Genomic DNA, 23,447 nt, shown 5'->3' with positions numbered 1-23,447 from the left:
GGATATGTCATTTTTGGAGGGTGTTCATCAATATCAGGCCAATACAGCATCCAATACACAGACCCTGAATTCTGTAAAGGAAACAGCTTCCGTGCGTCCGGCCTCTCAGCTTCAGGAACTGGTTCCGGGCAAAGTGTTTGAAGGAATGGTGACAGACATAAAAAGCAACGGTCAGGTAACCCTTGGACTGAGCGACGGAAGTACCATACAGGCCAGAATGGAGACGGGAGTCACACTGGAACAGGGGCAGCCCATGCTGTTTGAGGTAAAGGGTACCACAGAAGAACAGATTTCCATCCGCCCGGTGGTTCTGGAAAGTGCTCAGAATCCCACATTGATGAAAGCGCTGGAGGCGGCGGGACTGAAGGTAAATCCCCGTAACCTGTCCATGGTAAACCAGATGATGATGGAGCAGCTTCCCATAGACAGAAACAGCCTGCTGCAGATGGCGCGGGCTGCGGCCGGTTTTCCTCAGGCAGACATGCAGACGCTGGTTCAGATGCAGAAGCTGGGATTTCAGATTACGGAAAATTCCCTGAACCAGTTTCAGAATTATCAGAACGGACAGCAGGCAATCCTGCCGGATTTGCAGAACCTGATGGAAGGTCTTGCAAATCTGCCGGAGCAGCTGTTCGGACAGGAAGGACAGGGACTTACGGAGAATTTTACGCTGGGCGGCAGCGGGCAGAATCCGGCGGCAACAGGGGCCGGACAGAATCCGGCAGCGGCAGAAGCCGGACAGCAGACAGGCCGGATTCCCGGAATTCAGCAGCAGATTATGGAAATTCTGCTGGGCAACAGTACACAGGCAGAGGGAGCGGGTGCGACAGGGGGACAGACGGAGACCGTGAATCCGGATTTGCAGAATCCGGTATCTCAGAATCCGGCTTCTCAGGGTACAGGAGTACCGGAAAGCCTTACCGGCGCAGCCCAGGCGGAGTCTCAGGCCCAGGTACAGGCCAAAGCAGAGTCCCAGGTCCAGGTACAGGCCCAGGCAGGAGTTCCCCCGGAAGCTCCGGAATCTGCCGGGAAAGAGAGCGGCGCCCAGGCGCAGAATACCATAAACCAGATACTGACCGGAGAACAACAGGAGAATCTGGCCTCCATGCTGAAAGAATCCGGGGCAGCGGAAAATCAGCAGCTTCTGCCCCAGGGCAGGCTGAATGCGAACCTTTCTGCCGGAGAATTTCTGCAGCAGATGATGAAAGCCCTGGAAAGCAGCGAGTATGGAGAGGCCGGGGCCATGAAGAAGCTGTTTTCTTCAAAAGAAGTGAAAAACCTGATGAAACAGGCCATGACAGAGCAGTGGATGCTGACGCCGGAAAAATTAAAAGAAGAAGGGGCTGTAAAGGAGCTGTACCAGCGTCTGAACCGGCAGATGTCAGAGTTGCAGCAGGTGCTGTCCCAGGCGGGAAAGGAAGGCAGCGCCCTGGCAAAAACAGCTCAGTCCGTGCAGAACAATCTGGATTTTATGAATCAGTTAAATCAGGTGTACACCTATGTGCAGCTTCCGCTGAAACTGCAGCAGCAGAATGCCCACAGCGATTTGTATGTGTATACCAACAAAAAGAATCTGAGGGAAAAGGAAGGCGATTTGTCCGCACTGCTCCACCTGGATATGGAACATCTGGGTTCCACCGATATTTATGTGAAAATGCATGGACAGTCGGTGCAGACGGATTTCTACCTGGCAGATGAGAAATCTTACCGGCTGATTGCCGGATTTACAGATAAACTGGCGGAACGTCTGGAGCAGAAAGGATATAGCTGTGAGATAAAGGTGGAAAACAGGAAACTGCAGAAAGATTCTCCCCGGGAATTTCTGGAGCAGGAAAAGCCTGCCGGAAAGCTGCACCGGTATTCCTTTGATGTGAAAGCATAGAACTTATGTTTTACAGAGAAAGAAAATGGAAATCCGGACTGACAGGCTGTGAGTAAATATGGGAACGGAGGGAGCCAAAGGGCCATGGACGGAACAAGATACAGAAATACAAAAGAGCTGGTAACCATGGAAACCACATCGGGTGAAAAGCAGAAAACCGCTGTGGCCATAGCCTACAATCCGGGGGAAACCGCACCGAAAATCATAGCTACCGGAAAAGGGCATCTGGCGGAGCGGATTATTGAAAAGGCGAAAGAAGACAACATCCCCTTTTACCGGGATGATAAACTGGCAAAAACCCTGTCCAAACTGGAAATCGGCGATATGATACCGCCGGAACTGTATGAAGTGGTGGCGGAAATACTGGTATTTGTAGATGATATGGAGCGAATGCGGGAGAAACTGCGGTAAATCACAGAATAAGAAATAAGCGGAGCAGATACAGGGGAGACCGTATCAGGTGACAGTAAACAGGAGACAGAAGGGGTATGTAAATTTGGGAAAAGCAGGAAATGAGAACCGCAGTCTTGGCATGGCCTTCGAACAGCAGGCGGCAGAATTTCTGAAAGAAAAGGGTTATCAGATTCTGACGGCAAATTTCCGCAGCAGGTATGGAGAAATAGATCTGGTGGCCAGACAGGGGAAATACCTGGTATTTGTGGAAGTAAAATACCGGAAAGATATAAGAGGCGGCCATCCGCTGGAGGCGGTGAATCTTTCAAAGCAGCGGAAAATCTGCCGGACGGCGGAATATTACTGTCTCCGTTATGGATATGGAGAAGAGACGCCCTGCCGGTTTGACGTAATCGGAATTCTGGGAACAGAGATGATTCATGTGGAACATGCGTTTCCTTTTCGGCGCTGAAACTATCCAATTATCAAAATTTCATGTACAATTTCCACAGTTTCTTTTAAATATCTCCTTCATACAAAAGGCCGAAATGCCAGACGCACCGGACATTCCAGCGAGCCTCTGAATGCAAAGAATCATGTTCAGCAGAGGCTTTCATGCTTCTTTAAGTCTCGCTTCCATAGTGCTGAAATGCATTTCTCACCTTTTGCATGAGAAAATATTTATATTCAAATCTTTTGAATTGTACATGAAATTAACACAATTATTGAGTTTCACAATTATCTGTTTATGCATAATAACAGGAAGGAGCGGTTATGGAGCAGCAAATCGTATTTCAGTCCGGAAGCAGGAAACCAGTTCCGGTATTAAAACAGGCAGAGACGGAGGCGGGAATCTTTCCGTACCTGTCTTTTCCGCTGGTGGAAGAAACCCATCTGGTAAAGCACTGTTTTACCACCAGACTGGGCGGCGTCAGCAAAGGCATATTTGAAAGTCTGAATCTGAGCTTTACCAGAGGAGATGAGAGGGAAGCTGTGGAAGAAAATTTCCGCAGAATCTCACAGGCCCTTGGGACAGAGTATGGGAATTTTGTGCTGACAGACCAGACCCATACCGCCAATGTAAGGCGGGCGGGCAGGGAAGATGCGGGAAAGGGACTGCTCAGAGAAAGGGATTATACGGATATTGACGGACTGATTACCAATGAACCGGGGCTGGTACTGTCAGCCTTTTTTGCGGACTGCGTGCCCCTGTATTTTGTGGATACCAGGCAGAAAGCCATCGGGCTGTCTCATTCCGGCTGGCGGGGAACTGTGGGCCGCATGGGAAAAGCCACGCTGGAGGCCATGAAACGGGAATTTCAGACAGAGCCGGAGGATGTGGTCTGTGCCATCGGCCCCTCCATCTGCCAGAACTGCTATGAGGTCAGCGAAGATGTGGCGCTGGCATTTGAGCAGGGATTTCCCGGACGCAGAGACGAGATTCTGCAGGATAAGGGAAATGGAAAATACCAGCTTGATTTGTGGCGGGCCAATGAGATTGTCCTGCTGGAAGCAGGTATCCGGCAGGAACACCTGACAGTGACAGAAATCTGTACCTGCTGTAACCATAAATTACTGTTTTCCCATCGGGCCAGCCATGGGAAACGGGGAAATCTTGGGGCATTTCTGTGCCTGAAATGACAGGAGGAAATATAGAAAATGAAAAAAATGGAAACAATTATGGAATATATTCTGGATGAGACCAGAAAAATTCTGGCCATAGACAGCCCTACCGGATATACGGAAGAAGCGGCGGAGTATCTGATGAAAGCGTACCGCTCTCTGGGATATGAACCGGTAAAAACCGTAAAAGGTGGCGTGCTGGTGAATCTGGGCGGACAGGAGCCGGAGAACGGGATTTTACTGGAAGCCCATATGGATACGCTGGGCGCCATGGTTTGTGAAATCAAAGGGAACGGCAGGCTGAAAGTGTCGCCTCTGGGCGGTCTGAATCCCAACAATGCAGAAGCAGAAAACTGCCGGATTATTACCAGATTCGACGGCGTGTATGAGGGAACCTTTCAGATGGAAAATGCTTCCGTCCATGTAAACGGCGATTACAGCACAGCCAAACGGAGCTTTGATACCATGGAAGTGGTACTGGACGAAAAAGTCAGCTCCATGGAAGAGACGGAAAAACTTGGTATTATGGCAGGGGATATTGTGGCCTTTGCGCCCAGAACTGTGATTACGGAAAAAGGCTATATCAAGAGCCGGTTTCTGGATGATAAGCTGAGTGTGGGTGTTTTGCTGGGATTTGCGAAATATATAAAAGAGGAAAAGATTATTCCTGAACGGAATATTTACCAGCACATTACCGTTTATGAAGAAGTGGGTCATGGAGCCTGCGGAACGGTACCCGACGGCGTAACAGAAATTCTGTCTGTGGACATGGGATGTGTGGGCGAGGGACTGAACTGTACGGAGCACCAGGTATCCATCTGTGTGAAAGACAGCGTGGGCCCTTACAGTTATCCTGTGGTAAGCGGTCTGATAAAGGCGGCGAAAGACCATGGCATTGACTTTGCCCCGGACGTATATCCCCATTACGGGTCAGATGCGGACGCTGCACTGGAGGCGGGTTATGACTGCCGCCATGGGCTGATTGGTCCGGGAGTCTATGCCTCTCATGGCTATGAGAGAAGCCATGTGGACGGAGTAAAGGCCACGCTGGATTTGCTGAAAGCATACTTACTGTAAATTCAGTTCCTGAAAATCAATCCACAGGGATTCCTTTCCGTTATCAGTCGTCTTCTTCCTGTGCGTTACTGGTAGAATATACCTGACGCTTTCTGGCCATTTCGTCGCTTTCCAGATACTCGTCGTAGGTGGTGATTTTGTCAATCATGGAGCCGTTTGGAAGAAACTCAATGATACGGTTGGCAGTGGTCTGTACCACCTGATGGTCTCTGGAGGCAAACAGCAGGACACCGGGGAACTTCATCAGCCCGTTATTCAGGGCGGTGATGGACTCCATGTCCAGATGGTCGGTGGGTTCGTCCAGAATCAGCACGTTTGCTCCGGTAATCATCATACGGGATAAAAGCACCCGTACTTTTTCCCCGCCGGACAGCACTTTCATTTTCTTCACGCCGTCTTCTCCGGCGAACAGCATTCTGCCCAGGAAGCCCCGCACATAGGTGGCGTCCTTGATTTCAGAATACTGGGTCAGCCATTCCACAATCTGCAGGTCGTTGTCAAAAATCTCCGTATTATCCTTGGGGAAGTAGGACTGGCTGGTGGTTACGCCCCATTTGTAATTGCCCTCGTCGGGCTCCATCTCTCCTGCAAGGATTTTGAACAAAGTGGTCTTTGCAGTTTCGTTGCTTCCCACAAATGCAATTTTGTCGTCATGTCCCACAATAAAGGACACGTTGTCCAGTACCTTTACTCCGTCGATGGTCTTGCATAAGTTTTCCACGGTCAGCACCTCATTGCCGATTTCCCGGTTGGGGCGGAAGTCAATATAAGGATATTTCCGGCTGGAAGGCTTGATTTCGTCAAGCTGGATTTTCTCCAGCGCCTTTTTCCGGGAGGTAGCCTGTTTGGATTTGGAAGCATTGGCGGAGAACCGGGAAATAAATTCCTGCAGCTCTTTGATTTTTTCTTCCTTTTTCTTGTTGGCTTCTTTCATCTGCCGGATTAAAAGCTGGCTGGACTCATACCAGAAATCGTAATTTCCCGCATAGAGCTGGATTTTAGCATAATCAATATCTGCAGTGTGGGTGCAGACCTTGTTCAGAAAATACCGGTCGTGGGACACAACGATAACCGTATTGTTGAAATTGATTAAAAATTCTTCCAGCCATGCAATGGCGTCTAAATCCAGGTGGTTGGTGGGCTCGTCCAGGAGCAGGATGTCCGGGTTGCCGAACAGTGCCTGGGCCAGCAGGATTTTCACTTTCTGCTCTCCTGATAAGTCCTTCATAAGAGCGTAGTGGAATTCCGTTTCAATGCCCAGACCGTTTAAGAGCTGGGCCGCGTCCGATTCCGCATTCCATCCGTCCATCTCCGCGAATTCCGCTTCCAGTTCGCTGGCGCGAATCCCGTCCTCATCGGTGAAATCTTCCTTCATGTAAATGGCGTCTTTTTCTTTCATAATGTCATACAGATGCTGATTTCCCATGATAACCGTGTCCAGCGCGGAGAATTCATCGTATTTGAAATGATCCTGCTGCAGGAAAGAGAGCCGCTGGCCGGGAGTGATGAAAACATCTCCTTTGGTAGGCTCTAACTGTCCGTTTAAAATTTTGAGAAAGGTGGACTTTCCGGCTCCGTTGGCGCCGATGAGCCCATAACAGTTTCCTTCGGTGAACTTGATATTCACGTCCTCGAATAAAGCCTTTTTGCCGATTCGCAGTGTTACATTGTTTGCACTAATCATATTAAAATCCTCGTTTTTCTGAATTTTCTGTTCTTTATCGTATTATGATACGCCCATATTTTCTCTTATGGAGCAGACAGTAACTATTATACATAAAATCCCTGTATTTTCAAGGAAAACAATTGAAAATAAGGGAAATATTTGGTATGATTGAAAATAATGAAATTTTCATTTTAAAACAAAGCCACATAAAAGAATGAAACGGGGAATGCTTTTATGGACAAACAGGAAATCAGAGAAACATGTCCGGCGCAGCAGGCCGGAGCGGGGGAAACCGATAAAATGTCTGACCGGACCGTGCAGAAAATGCCTGCGGGCTGTGCAGTTATCCGGGGCTTTGACTGCCGGGAACTGGTGAACGGCAATGAAGAATTTTTTCATGCGGCAGGCTATACGCAGGAAGAAATACAGGCAATGGAGGGGAATTTTTCCGATGTTCTGTACCAGGAGGACAGAGAGTGCCTGAGAGAAATCATGAAAGACGCAACGGACAGCGACAGGGTGGGGCAGTGCGAGGTGCGCTTCTGTGACAAAGCCGGGAAAAAACGCTGGCTGGCACTGAAAGTCCGCCTGTTTTATTATGAGAACAACATACCTTATTTTCTTGTAGCAATCTGGGATATCCACAGCCGGAAACGGATGGAGGAAGAACTGCACCTCCAGACGGAGCGGTACAAGCTGATGGAGGAAATCAACCAGGAATTTCCCTTTGAATACGATGTAAAAAATGAAACCATGTTTATTTCCGCCCGTTCCAATGTTATACTGGCAGACCGGAACGGGAAGGATTACAGTGTACCCAGGACTATTCTGGAGAAGGTGCTGCACCGGGAGGACTGCGAGCAGTTTTTCAAAGTGCTGGACCGGGCTTCGGAGCAGGAAGAACACGGAGTGCTGGAATACCGGGTGAATATTGCCGGAGACGGAGAGCAGCCGGTATATGCCTGGCACAGAACCTGCTATAAGAGTATCCGGGGCGTGGGAGGACGTATTGTGCGTATTCTGGGCAGGACGGAAGATGTTACCAGAGAGCGGCTGCAGCAGGATGAAATGGCGCAGCGTCTGAAACGCGATGATTTAATCGGCCTGCTGAACCGGGCGGCTGCAAAAGCAGAAATCGAGTCATTTTTAAGGAGCAATCCCAACGGTACCCATGCGCTGTTTCTGGTGGACGTGGACAATTTTAAATATGTAAACGATACGCTGGGCCATCTGTTCGGAGATAATGTGCTGGTAAATATCGGGAAGAAAATACAGAGCCTGTTCCGGGGGACAGATATTATCGGAAGGATTGGCGGAGATGAATTTCTGGTGCTTATGAAACACACCGATTCTTTTCAGGCGAAAAACAAGGCCGGGAGTATCTGTGAGCTGGTGCGGCAGACTTATCACGGCAGACACGAGGAAAAAGTGGAGATAAGCTGCAGTGTGGGAGTAGCCATTTACGGAACGGTGAAGGAAAGCTATGCGTCCCTGTTTTCCAAGGCGGATATGGCCATGTACCAGGCAAAGGAAGCAGGGAAGAACCAGTACCGCCTGGCAGAAATTGCAGATCCCCTGTGGAAGACCAGAAAAGTGACGAAGATAGAGTCGGGAAGCGGCCAGTACAGGGCGGGGCAGATACAGGACATGGATTTTATATCCGAGGCCTTTACCCTGCTCTCCCATGCCAGGGATGTGAACGATTCCCTGAATCTGCTGATGGAGCGGATCGGAAGACAGTACGATCTGGACATGGTGTCAGTACTGGAATGCAACAAAGAGAGGAAGGAACTGGTGCAGACCAATTGCTGGACCAGAGAGAACGGAATCCTGACCAGGCCTCAGTTTGTAGACAGATATGAGAACTGGGATGGCTTTTTTGCAGGATTTGACGAGTGGGGCCTGTCTTACATTAACGACTGCCAGGGGGACGATAAGGTTACGGAATCCGATAAGGCGGTATTCCGGGAGCGCAGAATGCGGGCGCTGGTAAACTGCAGCTTCTCCTGGTTTGAACTGGGAGAAGGGTATGTGTCTTTCTGTGATATGGAAAAACCCAGGCTCTGGACAGATTTTGAGAAAGAGACATTTCTGGAACTGTCCCGGATGATTTCCGTATTCGTGGCTCTGCGGGTGCAGAGAGAAGAGGATCAGAAAGCTATTCTGCGTCTGAAGAAGCGGGACCTGCTGACGGGTCTGTATGTGGAGGACGCCTTTAAAAGCCGGGTGCAGCAGGAACTGGAGAACTGGCAGGAGCACAGGCAGTATGCCATAGTTTATACGGATATCAATGATTTTTCCTATTTGAATGATAATTTCGGCCATGAGGCGGGAAACGGAATTCTGAAAGATTTTGCAGCCATGATTCAGAAGGACGGGCGGATGGTTTCCTGCCGGCTGTATTCTGATTTGTTTATTACCTTTCTGTGGGACACGGACCGGGAATCCATTATGCAGAATATTGTGAAAATCAGCCTGAATTTTACCAGGCGCCAGAAGGAATTCTATCCTTCCTGCAATGTCAGGCTGACCACAGGCATTTACTTTATGGAGAGCAGGGATGAGAATCTGGACATGGCCATTGAAAATGCCAATCTTACCAGAAAAAGCATTAAGGGCAACCACAATGCCTTCTGCAAAGTGTATGAGAGCAAAATGCGCAGCCAGCGGGAGGAAGAGAAGCGAATTCTGGCGGAATTTCAGGGAAGTCTGGATAAAGGGGGCTTTCAGGTGTATGTGCAGCCCAAATTTTATCTTTCCCAGTTTGTTCTTTCCGGCGGAGAAGCGCTGGTGCGCTGGAAGAAGGAAAACGGAAGGATTGAGCCGCCCGGCCAGTTTATTCCCCTGCTGGAGAAAACAGGATACATTGTGGAGCTGGATTTTTATGTGTATGAGCAGGTGCTGATTTATATGCGCAGCTGGCTGGAAGCCGGGAAAGAACCACCGGTAATTTCCGTGAATTTTTCCAGGAGCCATTTTGAAAAGGACGGGATTTACCAGCGGATTCTGTCACTGACAAGAGCCTACCGGATTGAACCCGGATATATTGAAATTGAAATAACGGAAAGCCTGTTTGTGGCGGGGTATGATCTGGTGAAAATAGAAGTGCAGCAATTGCGCCAGGCAGGATTCCGGGTGGCTATCGACGATTTCGGGACAGGGTATTCCTCCCTGGGGATGCTCCTCGATATTCCGGCAGATATTGTGAAGATTGACCGGAGCTTTCTGAATCAGGGAACCCGTGAAAATGCCAGAGAATTTATACAGAATGTGGGCAGATTAATTGAGAGCGTCAAGGAGGAAGTGATTTTTGAGGGAATCGAGACGGAAGAGCAGCGGGAGTTCCTGGTGGACTGCGGTTTCCGCTACGGCCAGGGCTTTTTGTTTGACCGGCCTCTGCCCATTGAGGTGTTTCAGGAAAAATACATGAAATAAGCGAAAAACTATTGATTTTTTCAGTCACAATTATTATAGTATAAAGGAAGAATCTGTTATTGTCCGGCCGGATTTTCCGGGTATCAGCGGAAGAAGGCGGCAGAGTCACCGGACGGGCAGCAGCAGGTTAAATTGTAACAATGAAGATGTTACATTAAATTCAGGCAGGAGGAAAAATGTAATGAAAAGATCTATGAAAACCATGGATGGTAACCATGCAGCAGCTCATGCTTCTTATGCATATACAGATGTTGCAGCCATCTACCCAATCACACCGTCTTCTGTTATGGCAGAAGCTACCGATGAATGGGCAACACAGGGAAGAAAGAACATTTTCGGACAGACTGTTCAGGTAACAGAAATGCAGTCTGAAGCCGGAGCAGCAGGTACGGTACACGGTTCACTGGCAGCAGGTGCTCTGACCACTACTTATACTGCATCTCAGGGACTGTTACTGATGATTCCCAATCTGTACAAAATTGCAGGTGAGGGGCTTCCGGGCGTATTTAACGTATCTGCCCGCTGTGTGGCAACTCATGCACTGAACATTTTCGGTGATCATTCTGACGTATATGCCTGCCGTCAGACCGGTGCGGCAATGCTCTGCGAATCTTCCGTACAGGAAGTTATGGACCTGACTCCGGTTGCACACTGTGCCGGACTGGAAGGACATCTTCCTTTCATCAATTTCTTTGATGGATTCCGTACTTCCCACGAGATTCAGAAAATTGAAACATGGGATTATGAAGACCTGAAAGACATGGTGGATATGGACGCAATCGACGCATTCCGTAAGAATGCGCTGAATCCGAATCATCCCCGTCAGGACGGTTCCGCACAGAACCCGGATATTTTCTTCCAGACCAGAGAGTCCTGTAACTCCACCTACGATGCATTGCCGGCAATCGTACAGAAATACATGGACAAGGTAAATGAAAAGATTGGAACAGATTACAAACTGTTCAACTACTACGGAGCTGCTGATGCAGACAGAATCATCATTGCTATGGGTTCCGTATGCGACACCATTGACGAGACCATTGACTACTTAATGGCAAAAGGCGAGAAAGTGGGCGTTGTAAAAGTACGTCTGTATCGTCCGTTCAGCAAAGAAGCATTGATTGCAGCAATTCCTGATACCGTTAAGACTATTGCTGTATTAGACAGAACCAAAGAGCCTGGCTCCCTTGGCGAGCCGTTATATCTGGATGTGGTAGCAGCATTAAAGGGAAGCAAGTTCGACGCTGTTAAGATTACAAGCGGACGTTACGGATTAGGCTCCAAAGATACCACACCCGGACAGATTATCGCTGTATACAACAATACTGAGAAAGAAAGATTCACCATAGGTATCTATGATGATGTAACCAACCTTTCTCTGGAAGTAAAAGAAGACCCGGTAACCACACCGGAAGGAACTATCAACTGTAAGTTCTGGGGTCTGGGCGCAGACGGTACGGTTGGAGCAAACAAGAACTCCATCAAGATTATCGGTGACAACACAGACATGTTCGCTCAGGCATACTTTGATTATGATTCCAAGAAGTCCGGCGGCGTTACCATGTCCCACCTGCGTTTCGGTAAGAAAGCAATCAAATCTACTTACCTGATCAAACAGGCGAACTTCGTGGCATGTCATAATCCTTCCTATGTACGCAAGTACAACATGGTTCAGGAACTGGTACCGGGCGGAACATTCCTTCTGAACTGCTCCTGGACTCCGGAAGAACTGGAAAACCATCTGCCTGGACAGGTTAAGAGATACATTGCGGAAAACGATATCCAGTTCTATACCATCGACGGTATTAAGATTGGTAAGGAAATCGGACTTGGCGGACGTATCAACACCGTGCTTCAGTCCGCATTCTTCAAACTGGCAGCTATTATTCCGGAAGAAAGAGCCATTGAGCTGATGAAGGCTGCTGCAAAGGCAACCTACGGCAAGAAGGGCGACAAGATCGTACAGATGAACTACGATGCAATCGACGCCGGAGCAACCGGAGTTGTTAAGATTGACGTACCTGCAGGCTGGAAAGACGCTCAGGATGAGAGCTTTGCAAAAGTTGCAACCGGAGACAGAAAAGATGTTGTTGATTTCGTAAACGAGATTCAGATTCCGGTAAACGGACAGGAAGGTAATAAGATTCCCGTATCCGTTGTTAAGAAATACGAAAACGGACAGACTCCTTCCGGTTCCGCTGCATACGAGAAGCGCGGTATCGCTGTTGATGTTCCTGTATGGAATCCGGAAAACTGTATCCAGTGTAATATCTGCTCCTATGTATGTCCTCACGCAGTTATCCGTCCGGTAGCTCTGACAGAAGCAGAGGCTTCCAACGCTCCGGAAGGAATGCAGACACTTCCTATGACAGGAATGCCGGAGTACAAGTTCAGCATGACCATTTCCGCACTTGACTGTACCGGATGCGGCTCCTGTGCAAACGTATGTCCTGGCAAGAAGGGCGAGAAAGCGCTTACCATGCAGAACTGCGAAGCAAACGTTGGAGAGCAGGCATTCTTCGATTATGGTCTGACCACAGAGAAGAAAGTGGATGTAGTTGAGAAATTCAAAGAGAATACCGTAAAAGGTTCTCAGTTCAAACAGCCGTTGCTTGAGTTCTCCGGAGCCTGTGGCGGATGCGGCGAGACACCTTATGCAAAACTGATTACACAGCTGTTCGGTGACAGAATGTATATTGCAAATGCAACCGGATGTTCTTCTATCTGGGGTAACTCTTCACCGTCCACACCTTATACCGTAAATGAAAAAGGACATGGTCCCGCATGGTCCAATTCCTTATTCGAAGATGCTGCAGAGTTCGGCTATGGTATGCTGCTGGCTCAGAAGGCAATCAGAGAGAAACTGAAAACAAAAGTAGAAGCACTGGTAGCAGAAGGCAAGAATGCAGACGTTGCAGCAGCAGGAAAAGAGTGGCTTGACACTTACGGAATCGGCGCTGTAAACGGAACAGCTACAGATAAATTAGTTGCAGCTTTAGAAGCATGTGGATGCGACGCTTCCAAAGAAATCCTGGCTGAGAAAGATTTCCTGGCTAAGAAATCCCAGTGGATCTTCGGCGGTGACGGATGGGCATACGATATCGGATTCGGCGGCGTTGACCATGTTCTGGCAAGCGGACAGGATATCAACGTAATGGTATTCGATACGGAAGTTTACTCCAACACAGGCGGACAGTCCTCCAAGGCTACACCTACCGGAGCAATTGCACAGTTCGCAGCAGGCGGAAAAGAAGTGAAGAAGAAAGACCTTGCTTCCATCGCAATGAGCTACGGCTATGTATATGTTGCACAGATTGCCATGGGCGCTGACTACAATCAGTGTATCAAAGCTCTGGCAGAAGCAGAAGCATATCCGGGACCGTCTCTGATCATCGCTTACGCTCCATGTATCAACCATGGTATCAAGGTTGGTATGAGCAAGGCTCAGACCGAAGAAAAGAACGCTGTAGAAGCCGGTTACTGGCATAACTTCCGTTTCAATCCTGCATTGAAGGAAGAAGGAAAAGCAGCATTCTCCCTGGACAGCAAAGCACCTACCGGAGATTACAAGGCATTCCTGAACGGAGAAGTTCGTTACAATGCCCTTGCAAGATTCAATCCGGAAAGAGCAGAAGAACTGTTTGCCGTATCTGAGAAACATGCAAAAGAGCGTTATGAATATCTGAATAAATTAATCACTTTATACGGTGAGAAATAAGACGAAATCGTCTGTAAGAATACCCCTTTCACGTACTGGCGTGAAAGGGGTATTCTTTTCTTTATGGCCGATGATACGGACCGCCTGATTGGGCTTGCGCTGGAGCGGCAAACAGGCAGGTAGTCCGGTTTCTGAGAGGCGGATAAGGCAGCAGAAAACTTCAGAATAGAAATGAACGGAACATCAGAACTTTGCAAACAGTATAATCTGAAATAAGTTATTTTCACAGAAGCAGTCGATGGTACCTCCTGTTTTTTCGGAGAACGCCAGCACACTCTGCATACCCAGACCGTGATTTACGCCTTTTTCGCTTTTGGGAAGGCCGGTTTGGGTATCGAAGGTAAGGGCGTCATGGCACTCATTTTTTACCTGAATCAGCAGATGATCTTCCGTACAGTGGACTTTCATTTCTATGTACCGGTGTGCTTCCTCATAATCTTTCACACAGCTTATGGCATTTTCAAACAGGTTGGCAATCACCGCTGTAAATTCGTAATGGTTGACCGGAATTTTTTCCGGAACCATAAGATCCAGCGTTACTGTAATTCCGAATTTATCCGTCCACTTTATCATTTCAGAGATAATGGCGTTGACAATCAGGTTTTTGCAGTACTTTGTCACTTTGCTCTCGTCCATGACATCATTGATATGGGCCATGATTTTGTCAATTTCCTCGTATTCTCCCTGGCTCAGAAGCTGATGAATCAGCCTGGAATAGTGGCGCATGTCGTGGCGCAGGATTCTGAGTTTCTTTTCTGACTTTTCTACCATATAATACTGATTTTCCAGACCCCTGATATAAGTTTCGAACAGTACATTTTTATAGTAGATATCCTTTCTGTTGGAGTCACTCTCAATATATCTCAGCACCACCACATAAGATACGCACATGGTGAGCATCATGCACAGAATACCCGGAATGTTCTGGGGATTATCGTAAAGGGTATAAGGAAAAAAAGCAATACAGGAAAAGCTGCAGTAAAAGAGAGCAGGTATCAGGCACAGTTCCGGCCAGCCCTTGATATATTCGTTTTCATATTGTCTGAGCCATATGTTCCGGAGGCTTTTATACAGGATGTAAAGGATAACGAAATGGATTGCAAAATTGGCTGCCAGAGCAAGGACCATGCTGCGGGTATTAATCAGCATAATAGGGGCCAGGACACTGCCAATGATGGTGTAATTGGAAGCGCTCAGGCCTATAAAGAGAACTTTGCTGTTTCTTTTGCTGGATATAAAAATACCTGTGAGCTGTGTGATAAAGATTTGCAGGACAGTAACAAGGAAATAGCATGTATCACTGTTCGGAAATATGTTTAACTTGATTACATCGGTAAAACTCAGAAGCAGAAAAGAAGACAGGCATATCAGCCTGGTTACCCTTGCGGAATAGCGGTGGGTGATAAAGAGATAAATAAAACTCATTAAAAATAAATGGCTGATCATATAAGATATATTGTCAAAATAGTTCATGCTGTTACCTTACCTGTACTGTTCTGAGATAAACATAAGATATTGCCTCCTTACGCTTGCGGTATTCTTTTTGCTGACGGGAATCTGGGCGCCGTTATCCATGATGATACTGTTTCCTTCCAGTTTTTTTATATGGTTCAGGTTGACGAGAAAAGATTTGTGAACCTGAATGAAACTTTTTTCCGTAATCAGGTCTCTGATTTCATCGTCAAAGGACTTACGGATGAAAATACTGGTAATTACGGCTCCGTCTGTTAAGTGCACATTCAGCATACGGGAGGAATTCTCGATATATTCAATTTTGGAACAGGGGATGGATATCATGCCCGTTCTGGTTTTCACCAGATACAGAGGGCCCCGTCTGGTTTCCTGGTAAGAGCGGGCATAGTCCATGGCCTCAAAAAATTTATCTTCTGTTACCGGTTTCAACAGATATCTTACCGCATGTACGTCATATGCATCCAGTGCAAAATCATCGGAAGAAGTAATATAAATAATGGCGGCTTCGCTGCCGGAATGTTTGATTTGGTTGCCGATATCAATGCCGGTGGTTCCGGTCATGATGATGTCCAGGATATAAATGTCAGCCATCTTCTTTTCCTGTATTTTCTCAGACAGGTGAGCGGAATTTGTGAACTTCTCTATGGTAAATTCTGCCTGGGGGTAACGTTCCTTATATTTTCCCAGCAGGTGCTCAATCGCTGCCATGTCTTTCATGCTGTCGTCACAGATTGCAATTTTCATTTATTTTTCCTCAAAAAAATACTGCAAAAACAATTACATAACTGTATTTATTTTGCAGTATATGTTATGTTAAATTATAAGTATTATAATATAAGTATCTGGAAAATGCAAGGCCTGTTCCAGGAACGTGTCAGGGAACAGTAACCATATAACTGCCAAAAAGACAGAAAAATTCAAAAAATCAGTTCCCATATGGAAGGTTTTATGGTAAAATGTCCAGTGAAATTTTGAAGAATCCGAAGGAGTGGGGACATGATAAAGGTAGTAAAGTTTGGCGGAAGTTCCCTGGCAAGTGCCGGACAGTTTGCAAAGGTTGGGAAAATCATCCGGGAAGATGAGAGCCGCAGATATGTGGTGCCCAGTGCGCCTGGGAAACGCAACGCCAAAGATACGAAAGTAACAGATATGCTTTACCAGTGTTATGCGCTGGCAGAAGCAGAGGAGAATTTTACATCTCTGCTGAAAAAGATACAGGAACGGTACGATTCTATTATCAATGGGCTGAACCTGAATTTTTCTCTGAACCGGGAATTTGAAGTAATAGGGGAAAATTTCCGGAAAAAAGCGGGAGTGGATTATGCGGCTTCCCGCGGAGAATATTTAAATGGAATCATTATGGCCAATTATCTGGGCTTTGAATTTGTGGATGCGGCGGAAGTGATTGTGTTTGGAAATGACGGAGAATTTGATGCGGATAAAACCGGTAAAATTTTGTCCGAGCGGCTGAAAAGTTGCGAGTATGCGGTGATTCCCGGATTTTACGGTGCCAGAGAAGACGGAAGGGTGAAGACCTTTTCCAGAGGAGGTTCCGATATTACCGGTTCCATTGTGGCAAAAGCGGTACGGGCGGACCTCTATGAGAACTGGACGGATGTTTCGGGATTTCTCATTGCGGACCCCCGGATTATCAAAAATCCGGAGGTGATTAAAGTAATCACTTACCGGGAGCTGCGGGAACTGTCCTATATGGGAGCCACGGTCCTTCATGAGGATGCGGTATTTCCGGTGCGTAAAGAAGGAATTCCCATCAATATCCGCAATACCAACGCACCGGAAGATGAGGGAACACTGATTGTGGAGAGCACCTGCCGCCAGCCGGATTATACCATTACGGGAATTGCCGGAAAGAAAGGATTTGTGGCGGTCAATATTGATAAAGACATGATGAATGCGGAAGTGGGATTCGGCAGAAAGGTTCTCTCCGCTTTTGAAGAACATGGCATTTCCTTTGAGCATGTGCCTTCGGGGATAGATACCATGACGGTATTTGTCCATCAGGAGGAGTTTGAGGGAAAGGAACAGCAGGTACTGTCTGCCATTCATCGTCTTGCCCGGCCGGACAGCATAGATTTGGAGGGAAATCTGGCGCTGATTGCAGTGGTGGGCCGGGGAATGAAATCCACCAGAGGCACAGCAGGAAGAATTTTTTCCGCCCTCGCCCATGTGAATGTAAATGTGAAAATGATTGACCAGGGTTCCAGTGAGCTGAATATTATTATTGGTGTGCAGAACAGTGATTTTGAGGAGGCAATCCGGGCGATTTATAATATCTTTGTAGTGACTCAGATTTAGAATTGCAGCAGATACGGAAAGGTGTATGGAAAATGCAAGATTTTTTCATGTGCCTTTTTGTTGTTTGCCTTTTAGTTGCTGTCAGTGGCTGCCGGCATCCGGCCTCTCACCGAAGGTGACTTTAAATGGCCGGATGCCGTTACCGGAACACCCGTAGGGTGTGAACAGTAACGCATTTTTATCTTATAGGAAATACTGTGTCACTGTGAAGTACTAAAGTATATAGATTTCCTATAAGATAAAGCCCTCCGGGCGGGATGCACAGCTCGCGGAGATGAAGTTTATTGCCAGGCAATCCGCTCGCGCGCGGAGAATGCGCCTGCGCATTCTTTTTTACAGCAGTTTCCTGGAAATGTCAAAATACGGAAGAAATTTTACGGAAGATATGGTAGAATATGCCTTGAGGAGGGACCCGGCAAAGCCGGGAGGAGACCTGAAGGCGAAAAAGCAGAAAACAGCAGGAATCAGAGAACTATGAATCAGACAGAGGGAAAGAGGATGATAGCGGAAATCATCCGTGAATTGAGCAGGGAAGGACGCATCAGGAAATCCCGGAGTTTTACACAGCATGGAAACACTTCGGTGTATGAGCACAGTGTCCGGGTGGCATATTATAGCCTGAAAGCAGCAGAATTTCTGCATTTAAACGGTCACAGAAAAGAACTGGTACGGGGCGCTCTGCTGCATGATTATTTTCTTTATGACTGGCATGAGAAAGACAGAAGCCACAGCCTTCACGGATTCCGTCATCCCTTTACGGCCCTCAGAAATGCCAGTGCAGATTACAGGCTTACCAGGCGGGAGCAGAACATCATTCTTCGCCATATGTTTCCGCTGGTTCCCATACCGCCCGCCTGTCCGGAAGGATGGATTGTGTGTATGGTGGACAAAGGCTGTTCTCTTTATGAAACGGTGCGCAGGCGGTGACAGACGCCGGATGTGAAAAATAAAAAGCAGAAGGAGTATGAGTTTATGAGCAGAATACGCAGATTTTCCATGGGAAATCCCATTAATACGGAAGCAGTGGTACGGAGTCTGCCAGAAGAGAAAGGAAAAATCCCCTATTTTAAGCATATGGAGGTTTCCGTAACAGATACACAGGAAGCCGCAGAGCAGAAGAGTTACCTGATGTATCCGCTGGAGGGGGAAACGCGGATTTACGGGCTGGGAGAGAATATCAGGGGGATTAATAAACGGGGCTGGATTTACGAGAGCAACTGTACGGACGATCCCCATCATACCGAAGGAAAACGCTCCCTGTACGGAGCCCACAATTTCTTTGTGGTGGATGGAGTGGAGACTTTCGGTGTATTTCTGGATTATCCGGGGAAGCTGACGCTGGACATGGGATATGAAAAGATGGATGAGATGCGTATCATGCCGGAAGAATGGAATCTGGATTTGTATATTCTGGAAGGGGACAGCATACCGGAAATTGTAAAAGGGTTCCGGCAGTTAATCGGGCGAAGCTATATTCCGCCCAGGTGGGCCTTTGGATTCGGGCAGAGCCGCTGGGGATATCAGAGTGCGGAAGATATCCGGGAAGTGGTACAGGGGTATCGGGAGCATGGAATTCCTCTGGACAGCGTATATCTGGATATTGATTATATGGAAGAATTTAAGGATTTTACGGTAAATCAGGAGCGGTTTCCGGATTTTCCGGAATTTGTGGAGGAAATGAAACAGCGGCATATCCATCTGGTGCCCATCATTGATGCAGGCGTGAAGATTGAAGAAGGGTACGAGGTATATGAGGAAGGCCTGGAACAGGGATATTTCTGTAAAGATGAGACGGGAAAAGCATTTACCGGGGCAGTATGGCCGGGCAAAGTACATTTTCCCGATGTGCTGAACCGGGAGGCCCGGCGCTGGTTTGGCGGGAAATACCGGTTCCTGCTGGAACAGGGCATAGAAGGGTTCTGGAACGATATGAATGAGCCGGCCATTTTCTATTCGGAGAAGAATCTGGATTATGTGATGGATAAAATCAAATCAACTGAGAGCCGGAATCCGGACATGTGGGAGATTTTTGCATTGAAAGACCTGGTCAACGGGCTGGCTAATAATCCGGAGGATTACAGGAGTTTTTACCATAATCTGAATGGAAGCAAAATCCGCCACGATAAGGTACACAATCTGTACGGATACGGTATGACAAGAGCAGCAGGGGAAGCCTTTGAAGAACTGGAGCCAGAGAAGCGGATTCTGATATTTTCCCGTTCTTCTTATATCGGAATGCACCGTTACGGAGGAATCTGGATGGGGGACAATCAGTCCTGGTGGTCCCATCTGCTGCTGAATCTGAAAATGCTGCCTTCTCTGAATATGTGCGGGTTCCTGTATACGGGGGCAGATTTGGGAGGATTCGGCGCAGATGTTACGGAAGATTTGCTGCTGCGCTGGCTGGCGCTGGGGATTTTCACCCCTCTGATGCGCAATCATTCAGCCCTGGGCACCAGAACTCAGGAATGCTACCGGTTTACCCGGACAGAAACCTTCCGCAATCTTATCGGAATCCGCTATGGCCTGATGCCTTATCTCTACAGCGAATATATGAAAGCGGCGCTGGAAGATGAAATGCTGTTTCAGCCTCTGGCTTTTGCATATCCGGAAGATGAACATGCAAAAGATGTGGAGGATCAGCTTCTGCTGGGAGAGAGCATTATGATTGCGCCGGTTTATACTCAGAATGCCGGCGGCAGATATGTATACCTGCCGGAGCCCATGAAGCTGGTACGGTTAAAGAGCATGGAGCAGATGGAGACAGAGGTGCTGGAACAGGGTCATTATTATATTGAGATTCCGCTGGATGAAGTCGTATTTTTTATCCGTCCGGAAAAAATCGTTCCTTATACAAAGGCCGGCCAGTACATGGAAGTTCCGGAGGGACAGGAGCTGAAACTTCTGCATTTCGTCACAGAAAGAGCCGTATATGAGCTGTATCAGGATGACGGTTACGGAAAGGACTATGAGAATCCTCTCCACAGAAAGAAACTGGTTGTGGAAACATCTGCAAGATAAGATATGAGGAATAGATATGGAAAATGGAATGTTTGATGATAATATAAGAATGGGCTCAATCCTTTACGATGCCAAAATCGGACTGTGGTATATTGAAATAGATGAGGGAAAACCGGGACGCATGTATGCGGACCGGGCCATGATGGAGCTGCTGGGGCTGGAGGAAATTCCAACTCCGGAGGAGTGTTACCGGCACTGGTATGAGCGGATTGAGAAATCTTCCCTGGGACTTGTGGAGGAGGCGGTGGGAACCATGGCCTCCGGACAGCATGGGGAAATCAGCTATCCCTGGTATCATCCCGTAAGAGGAAAGATGTATGTGCGCTGCGGCGGAATTCTTGACCGGGGGTATACCAGAGGCCAGCGGTTCCGGGGGTACCATCAGGATATTTCAGAAATGATTTCATTGCAGAAAGAAACGGAAAAGCTGCGCAGCTTTAATGAAACCATGCTTCTATCCCTGAAGGATCTGTATATTTCTGTTATGATACTGGAGCTGGACAGAAATGAAATCTACCCTGTCCATGTGGTGAATGAAGGGGAATCTGCTATTACGGAAAAATCTGTGTCCGGAAACAATTTTCAGGATAAGGTGCAGTTCTACCATCCGGAAGAGCAGATGCAGCTCAGGGAAGAAATCACCCTGGACTACCTGAAATTTCAGATGGAGAGCGGAAAAGACAAATTTATCCGGGAGTATCGGAGGAATATTAACGGAGAATACCATTGGGTGAGTATTACCTGCTATTTTATGCCAAGATTTTCCAGTAACCGAAAGGTTCTGATTGCGGTACAGGATATTGACGAACAGAAAAGGCAGGAAAAGGCATATCAGGAATATCTGAAAAACCGTTACGAAGGCAATATGGAAATTCTGAGGATGTCACTGAAAAATACAAATATTCTGGAATATTTTTATTATCCCAAAGAAAATAAAGTTGTTCTGCCGGGAAAAACAGCCCGCTACTACGGGTGTGCGGAAGAATTTTCAGATGTAAAGCATGATTTTGCAGAGGCGCTGGTGGATGAGGAGTATCATGATTTGTTCTGCCGGGTGCATGAATATATCAGAGACGGCGGGAAAACCGATTATTTTTATTACAGTTCCTGTCAGGGAAAGTTCTGGTGTAAATGCAGTATTTCCAGCGTGAATTTTGACGAAGAAGGGAATACTGTCTTTGCAGTGGGAATTATTGAAGACCTGACGCAGCAGCGGAAAATGGAGAGGGAAAATGAGCGGTATCAGTCCATTTATAAATTTACCGTGGACACGGAATATGACGGAATCGGTATTATTGATGTGAAAAACGGCCATACGGATGTGAAGGTGGCGGAACACATCAATCCCAAAGAGCCCATTAAACAGGGGGTATTTTCGGAAATTAAATCACGGTTTATCGACATTTTCATGTGTACAGAAGACAGGAAACGCTATCATGAAGCCACCATTACCCTGGAGACCATTCTGGAGGAGCTGGACCGGACGGAAGAAGGGGTGCGTTACTATTTCCAGGGCCGGGAAGAAAAAGGAAAAAATCACAAAGAATGTACTATACGTTACTTTGATGAGGAACATACGAAGCTGTTTGCCTGTGTCCGGGACATTGAGCAGCAGGTTCTGATGGAAGAGGAGAGTAAACGGGCACTGCAGCAGGCATTTGAGACAGCGGAACAGGCCAACCGGGCAAAGAGTGAGTTTCTGAGCAGGATGAGCCATGATATACGTACTCCCATGAACGCCATCGTGGGAATGACAGCCATTGCGGAAGCCAATATGGAAGACCCGGAAAGACTTCGGGACTGCCTGAATAAAATTACCATTGCCAGCAACCATCTCACCAGTCTGGTCAATGAGGTGCTGGACATGAGCCGGATTGAGAGCGGCAAGATGAATCTGGTAATTGAAGATTTCGATTTGAAAGAGCTGATTGACGAGGCGGCTGCCATTTTCCAGACAAAGGTGGAAGAAAAGCAGCAGCATTTTGAACTGGCCATGAACATTGAGCACCGGAAAGTAATGGGAGATTATCTGAGTCTGCAGAAGGTGTTCCACAATATTCTGGGCAATGCGGTGAAATATACTCAGAAAGAAGGCCATGTGGCTTTTCGGATAGAGGAACTTCCCTCCCTGCACCAGAATTACGGATATTACCGTTTTACCATCGAAGACGACGGATACGGCATGTCCAAAGAGTTTCAGAAAAATCTGTTTGAACCTTTTGAGCGTTCCGGAGATCCCCGTGTGGAGAGCCTGGAGGGCACGGGACTGGGCATGACCATTGCCTGGAATCTGGTGCAGCTGATGCAGGGAGATATTCAGGTGGAAAGCGAACTGAACAAAGGCTCAAAATTTATTATTACCCTGTTTCTTCCGCTGCAGGATGAGGCACAGGACAGTACGGATGATGTTCCGGAATCCGGAAAAGAAGAAACGGTTTCTTTCCCCGGAAAGCGTGTGCTGCTGGTGGAAGATAATGAGCTGAATATTGAAATTGCCATGGAAATTCTCCGGATGTTTGAACTGGAAGTAATTCTTGCATACAACGGGAAAGAAGCGGTAGATTTGTACCGGGAGCAGGAAGCGGGATATTTTGACATTGTATTTATGGATATTCAGATGCCGGTGATGGACGGATATACTGCGGCGAAGGAAATCCGCAGCAGCGGCCGGAAGGATTCGGAAAAGATTCCCATTGTGGCCATGACTGCCAATGCCTTTTCCGAGGATGTGCAGAAAGCCATACATACAGGGATGAATGACCATGTGGCCAAACCCATTGATATCCGGCTTTTTGTGAAAGTACTGACAAAATGGCTGGCGTAAGGGATAAGGAGTTTAGGAA

Annotated in this window: 15 protein-coding genes; 12 read left to right on the top strand and 3 right to left on the bottom strand. The window is 47.5% G+C overall.

The features are described 5' to 3' along the window. Positions 1-4: 4 nt before the first annotated feature. The 5 genes from VSQ32_09235 (at position 5) to VSQ32_09215 (ending at position 4,975) form a co-directional block, all read left to right on the top strand. On the top strand, positions 5-1,882 hold the full coding sequence (locus VSQ32_09235; protein ID MEH2943040.1) for a flagellar hook-length control protein FliK: 1,878 nt from the start codon (positions 5-7) through the stop codon (positions 1,880-1,882). 126 nt (positions 1,883-2,008) lie between these two features. Further along, positions 2,009-2,293 carry an EscU/YscU/HrcU family type III secretion system export apparatus switch protein gene (locus tag VSQ32_09230; GenBank protein MEH2943039.1) on the top strand — a complete coding sequence of 95 codons (285 nt, stop codon included), beginning with the start codon at positions 2,009-2,011 and terminating at the stop codon, positions 2,291-2,293. Between the two features lie 85 nt (positions 2,294-2,378). Further along, positions 2,379-2,747 (top strand): YraN family protein, encoded by a 369-nt coding sequence (locus VSQ32_09225; protein MEH2943038.1) that lies wholly within the window; start codon positions 2,379-2,381, stop codon positions 2,745-2,747. Positions 2,748-3,049: 302 nt separating this feature from the next. Continuing rightward, on the top strand, positions 3,050-3,916 hold the full coding sequence (pgeF, locus tag VSQ32_09220; protein ID MEH2943037.1) for a peptidoglycan editing factor PgeF: 867 nt from the start codon (positions 3,050-3,052) through the stop codon (positions 3,914-3,916). Positions 3,917-3,943: 27 nt separating this feature from the next. Continuing rightward, on the top strand, positions 3,944-4,975 hold the full coding sequence (locus VSQ32_09215; protein ID MEH2943036.1) for a M42 family metallopeptidase: 1,032 nt from the start codon (positions 3,944-3,946) through the stop codon (positions 4,973-4,975). A gap of 43 nt (positions 4,976-5,018) precedes the next feature. On the opposite strand, the gene VSQ32_09210 is transcribed toward VSQ32_09215, so the two are convergent. Further along, positions 5,019-6,659: an ATP-binding cassette domain-containing protein gene (locus VSQ32_09210; protein ID MEH2943035.1), complete on the bottom strand. Its 1,641-nt coding sequence runs from the start codon at positions 6,657-6,659 to the stop codon at positions 5,019-5,021. Positions 6,660-6,875: 216 nt separating this feature from the next. Between VSQ32_09210 and VSQ32_09205 the strand changes: the two genes are divergently transcribed. Both VSQ32_09205 and nifJ read left to right on the top strand, forming a co-directional pair. After that, positions 6,876-10,076: a diguanylate cyclase gene (locus tag VSQ32_09205; GenBank protein MEH2943034.1), complete on the top strand. Its 3,201-nt coding sequence runs from the start codon at positions 6,876-6,878 to the stop codon at positions 10,074-10,076. A gap of 181 nt (positions 10,077-10,257) precedes the next feature. Then, the gene (gene nifJ / locus VSQ32_09200) at positions 10,258-13,794 is read left to right on the top strand and encodes a pyruvate:ferredoxin (flavodoxin) oxidoreductase (protein ID MEH2943033.1); all 3,537 of its coding nucleotides are present in this window, start codon (positions 10,258-10,260) and stop codon (positions 13,792-13,794) included. 183 nt (positions 13,795-13,977) lie between these two features. Here the strand turns inward: nifJ and VSQ32_09195 are convergent, their stop codons facing one another. Together VSQ32_09195 and VSQ32_09190 are read right to left on the bottom strand one after the other, a co-directional pair. Further along, positions 13,978-15,267 (bottom strand): GHKL domain-containing protein, encoded by a 1,290-nt coding sequence (locus VSQ32_09195; protein MEH2943032.1) that lies wholly within the window; start codon positions 15,265-15,267, stop codon positions 13,978-13,980. 9 nt (positions 15,268-15,276) lie between these two features. Continuing rightward, positions 15,277-16,011, bottom strand: coding sequence for a LytTR family DNA-binding domain-containing protein (locus VSQ32_09190; protein MEH2943031.1), 735 nt, complete (start codon positions 16,009-16,011; stop codon positions 15,277-15,279). Positions 16,012-16,263: 252 nt separating this feature from the next. Between VSQ32_09190 and VSQ32_09185 the strand changes: the two genes are divergently transcribed. The 5 genes from VSQ32_09185 to VSQ32_09165 all read left to right on the top strand — a co-directional run bounded on the left by VSQ32_09185 (position 16,264) and on the right by VSQ32_09165 (position 23,428). Continuing rightward, positions 16,264-17,583, top strand: a complete 1,320-nt coding sequence (locus tag VSQ32_09185) for an aspartate kinase (GenBank protein MEH2943030.1) — start codon at positions 16,264-16,266, stop codon at positions 17,581-17,583. A 352-nt stretch (positions 17,584-17,935) separates the two neighbouring features. Continuing rightward, complete coding sequence (locus VSQ32_09180; protein MEH2943029.1) at positions 17,936-18,061, top strand: hypothetical protein; 126 nt, start codon at positions 17,936-17,938, stop codon at positions 18,059-18,061. After that, a complete protein-coding gene (locus VSQ32_09175) occupies positions 18,058-18,510 on the top strand; it encodes an HD domain-containing protein (GenBank protein ID MEH2943028.1) in 453 nt (150 codons plus the stop codon). The genes VSQ32_09180 and VSQ32_09175 overlap by 4 nt, the downstream gene beginning before the upstream one ends. Before the next feature lie 45 nt (positions 18,511-18,555). Further along, a complete protein-coding gene (locus tag VSQ32_09170; GenBank protein ID MEH2943027.1) occupies positions 18,556-20,604 on the top strand; it encodes a TIM-barrel domain-containing protein in 2,049 nt (682 codons plus the stop codon). A gap of 16 nt (positions 20,605-20,620) precedes the next feature. Further along, complete coding sequence (locus VSQ32_09165; GenBank protein MEH2943026.1) at positions 20,621-23,428, top strand: ATP-binding protein; 2,808 nt, start codon at positions 20,621-20,623, stop codon at positions 23,426-23,428. Positions 23,429-23,447 lie beyond the last annotated feature (19 nt).

This window comes from Lachnospiraceae bacterium JLR.KK002 (assembly GCA_036941025.1).
Classification (GTDB): domain Bacteria; phylum Bacillota; class Clostridia; order Lachnospirales; family Lachnospiraceae; genus Petralouisia.
The sequence above is the reverse complement of the archived record's forward strand: the minus strand, read 5'-3'. Positions and strand labels throughout refer to the sequence as shown.

What these genes read in the sequence shown, in the direction of transcription:
- VSQ32_09235 (MEH2943040.1), top strand. Translation starts at nt 5, where the DNA reads ATGTCATTTTTGGAGGGTGTTCATCAATATCAGGCCAATACAGCATCC.
- VSQ32_09230 (MEH2943039.1), top strand. Translation starts at nt 2,009, where the DNA reads ATGGAAACCACATCGGGTGAAAAGCAGAAAACCGCTGTGGCCATAGCC.
- pgeF (MEH2943037.1), top strand. Translation starts at nt 3,050, where the DNA reads ATGGAGCAGCAAATCGTATTTCAGTCCGGAAGCAGGAAACCAGTTCCG.
- VSQ32_09215 (MEH2943036.1), top strand. Translation starts at nt 3,944, where the DNA reads ATGGAAACAATTATGGAATATATTCTGGATGAGACCAGAAAAATTCTG.
- VSQ32_09210 (MEH2943035.1), bottom strand. Translation starts at nt 6,659, where the DNA reads ATGATTAGTGCAAACAATGTAACACTGCGAATCGGCAAAAAGGCTTTA.
- VSQ32_09205 (MEH2943034.1), top strand. Translation starts at nt 6,876, where the DNA reads ATGGACAAACAGGAAATCAGAGAAACATGTCCGGCGCAGCAGGCCGGA.
- nifJ (MEH2943033.1), top strand. Translation starts at nt 10,258, where the DNA reads ATGAAAAGATCTATGAAAACCATGGATGGTAACCATGCAGCAGCTCAT.
- VSQ32_09195 (MEH2943032.1), bottom strand. Translation starts at nt 15,267, where the DNA reads ATGAACTATTTTGACAATATATCTTATATGATCAGCCATTTATTTTTA.
- VSQ32_09190 (MEH2943031.1), bottom strand. Translation starts at nt 16,011, where the DNA reads ATGAAAATTGCAATCTGTGACGACAGCATGAAAGACATGGCAGCGATT.
- VSQ32_09185 (MEH2943030.1), top strand. Translation starts at nt 16,264, where the DNA reads ATGATAAAGGTAGTAAAGTTTGGCGGAAGTTCCCTGGCAAGTGCCGGA.
- VSQ32_09180 (MEH2943029.1), top strand. Translation starts at nt 17,936, where the DNA reads ATGTCAAAATACGGAAGAAATTTTACGGAAGATATGGTAGAATATGCC.
- VSQ32_09175 (MEH2943028.1), top strand. Translation starts at nt 18,058, where the DNA reads ATGAATCAGACAGAGGGAAAGAGGATGATAGCGGAAATCATCCGTGAA.
- VSQ32_09170 (MEH2943027.1), top strand. Translation starts at nt 18,556, where the DNA reads ATGAGCAGAATACGCAGATTTTCCATGGGAAATCCCATTAATACGGAA.
- VSQ32_09165 (MEH2943026.1), top strand. Translation starts at nt 20,621, where the DNA reads ATGGAAAATGGAATGTTTGATGATAATATAAGAATGGGCTCAATCCTT.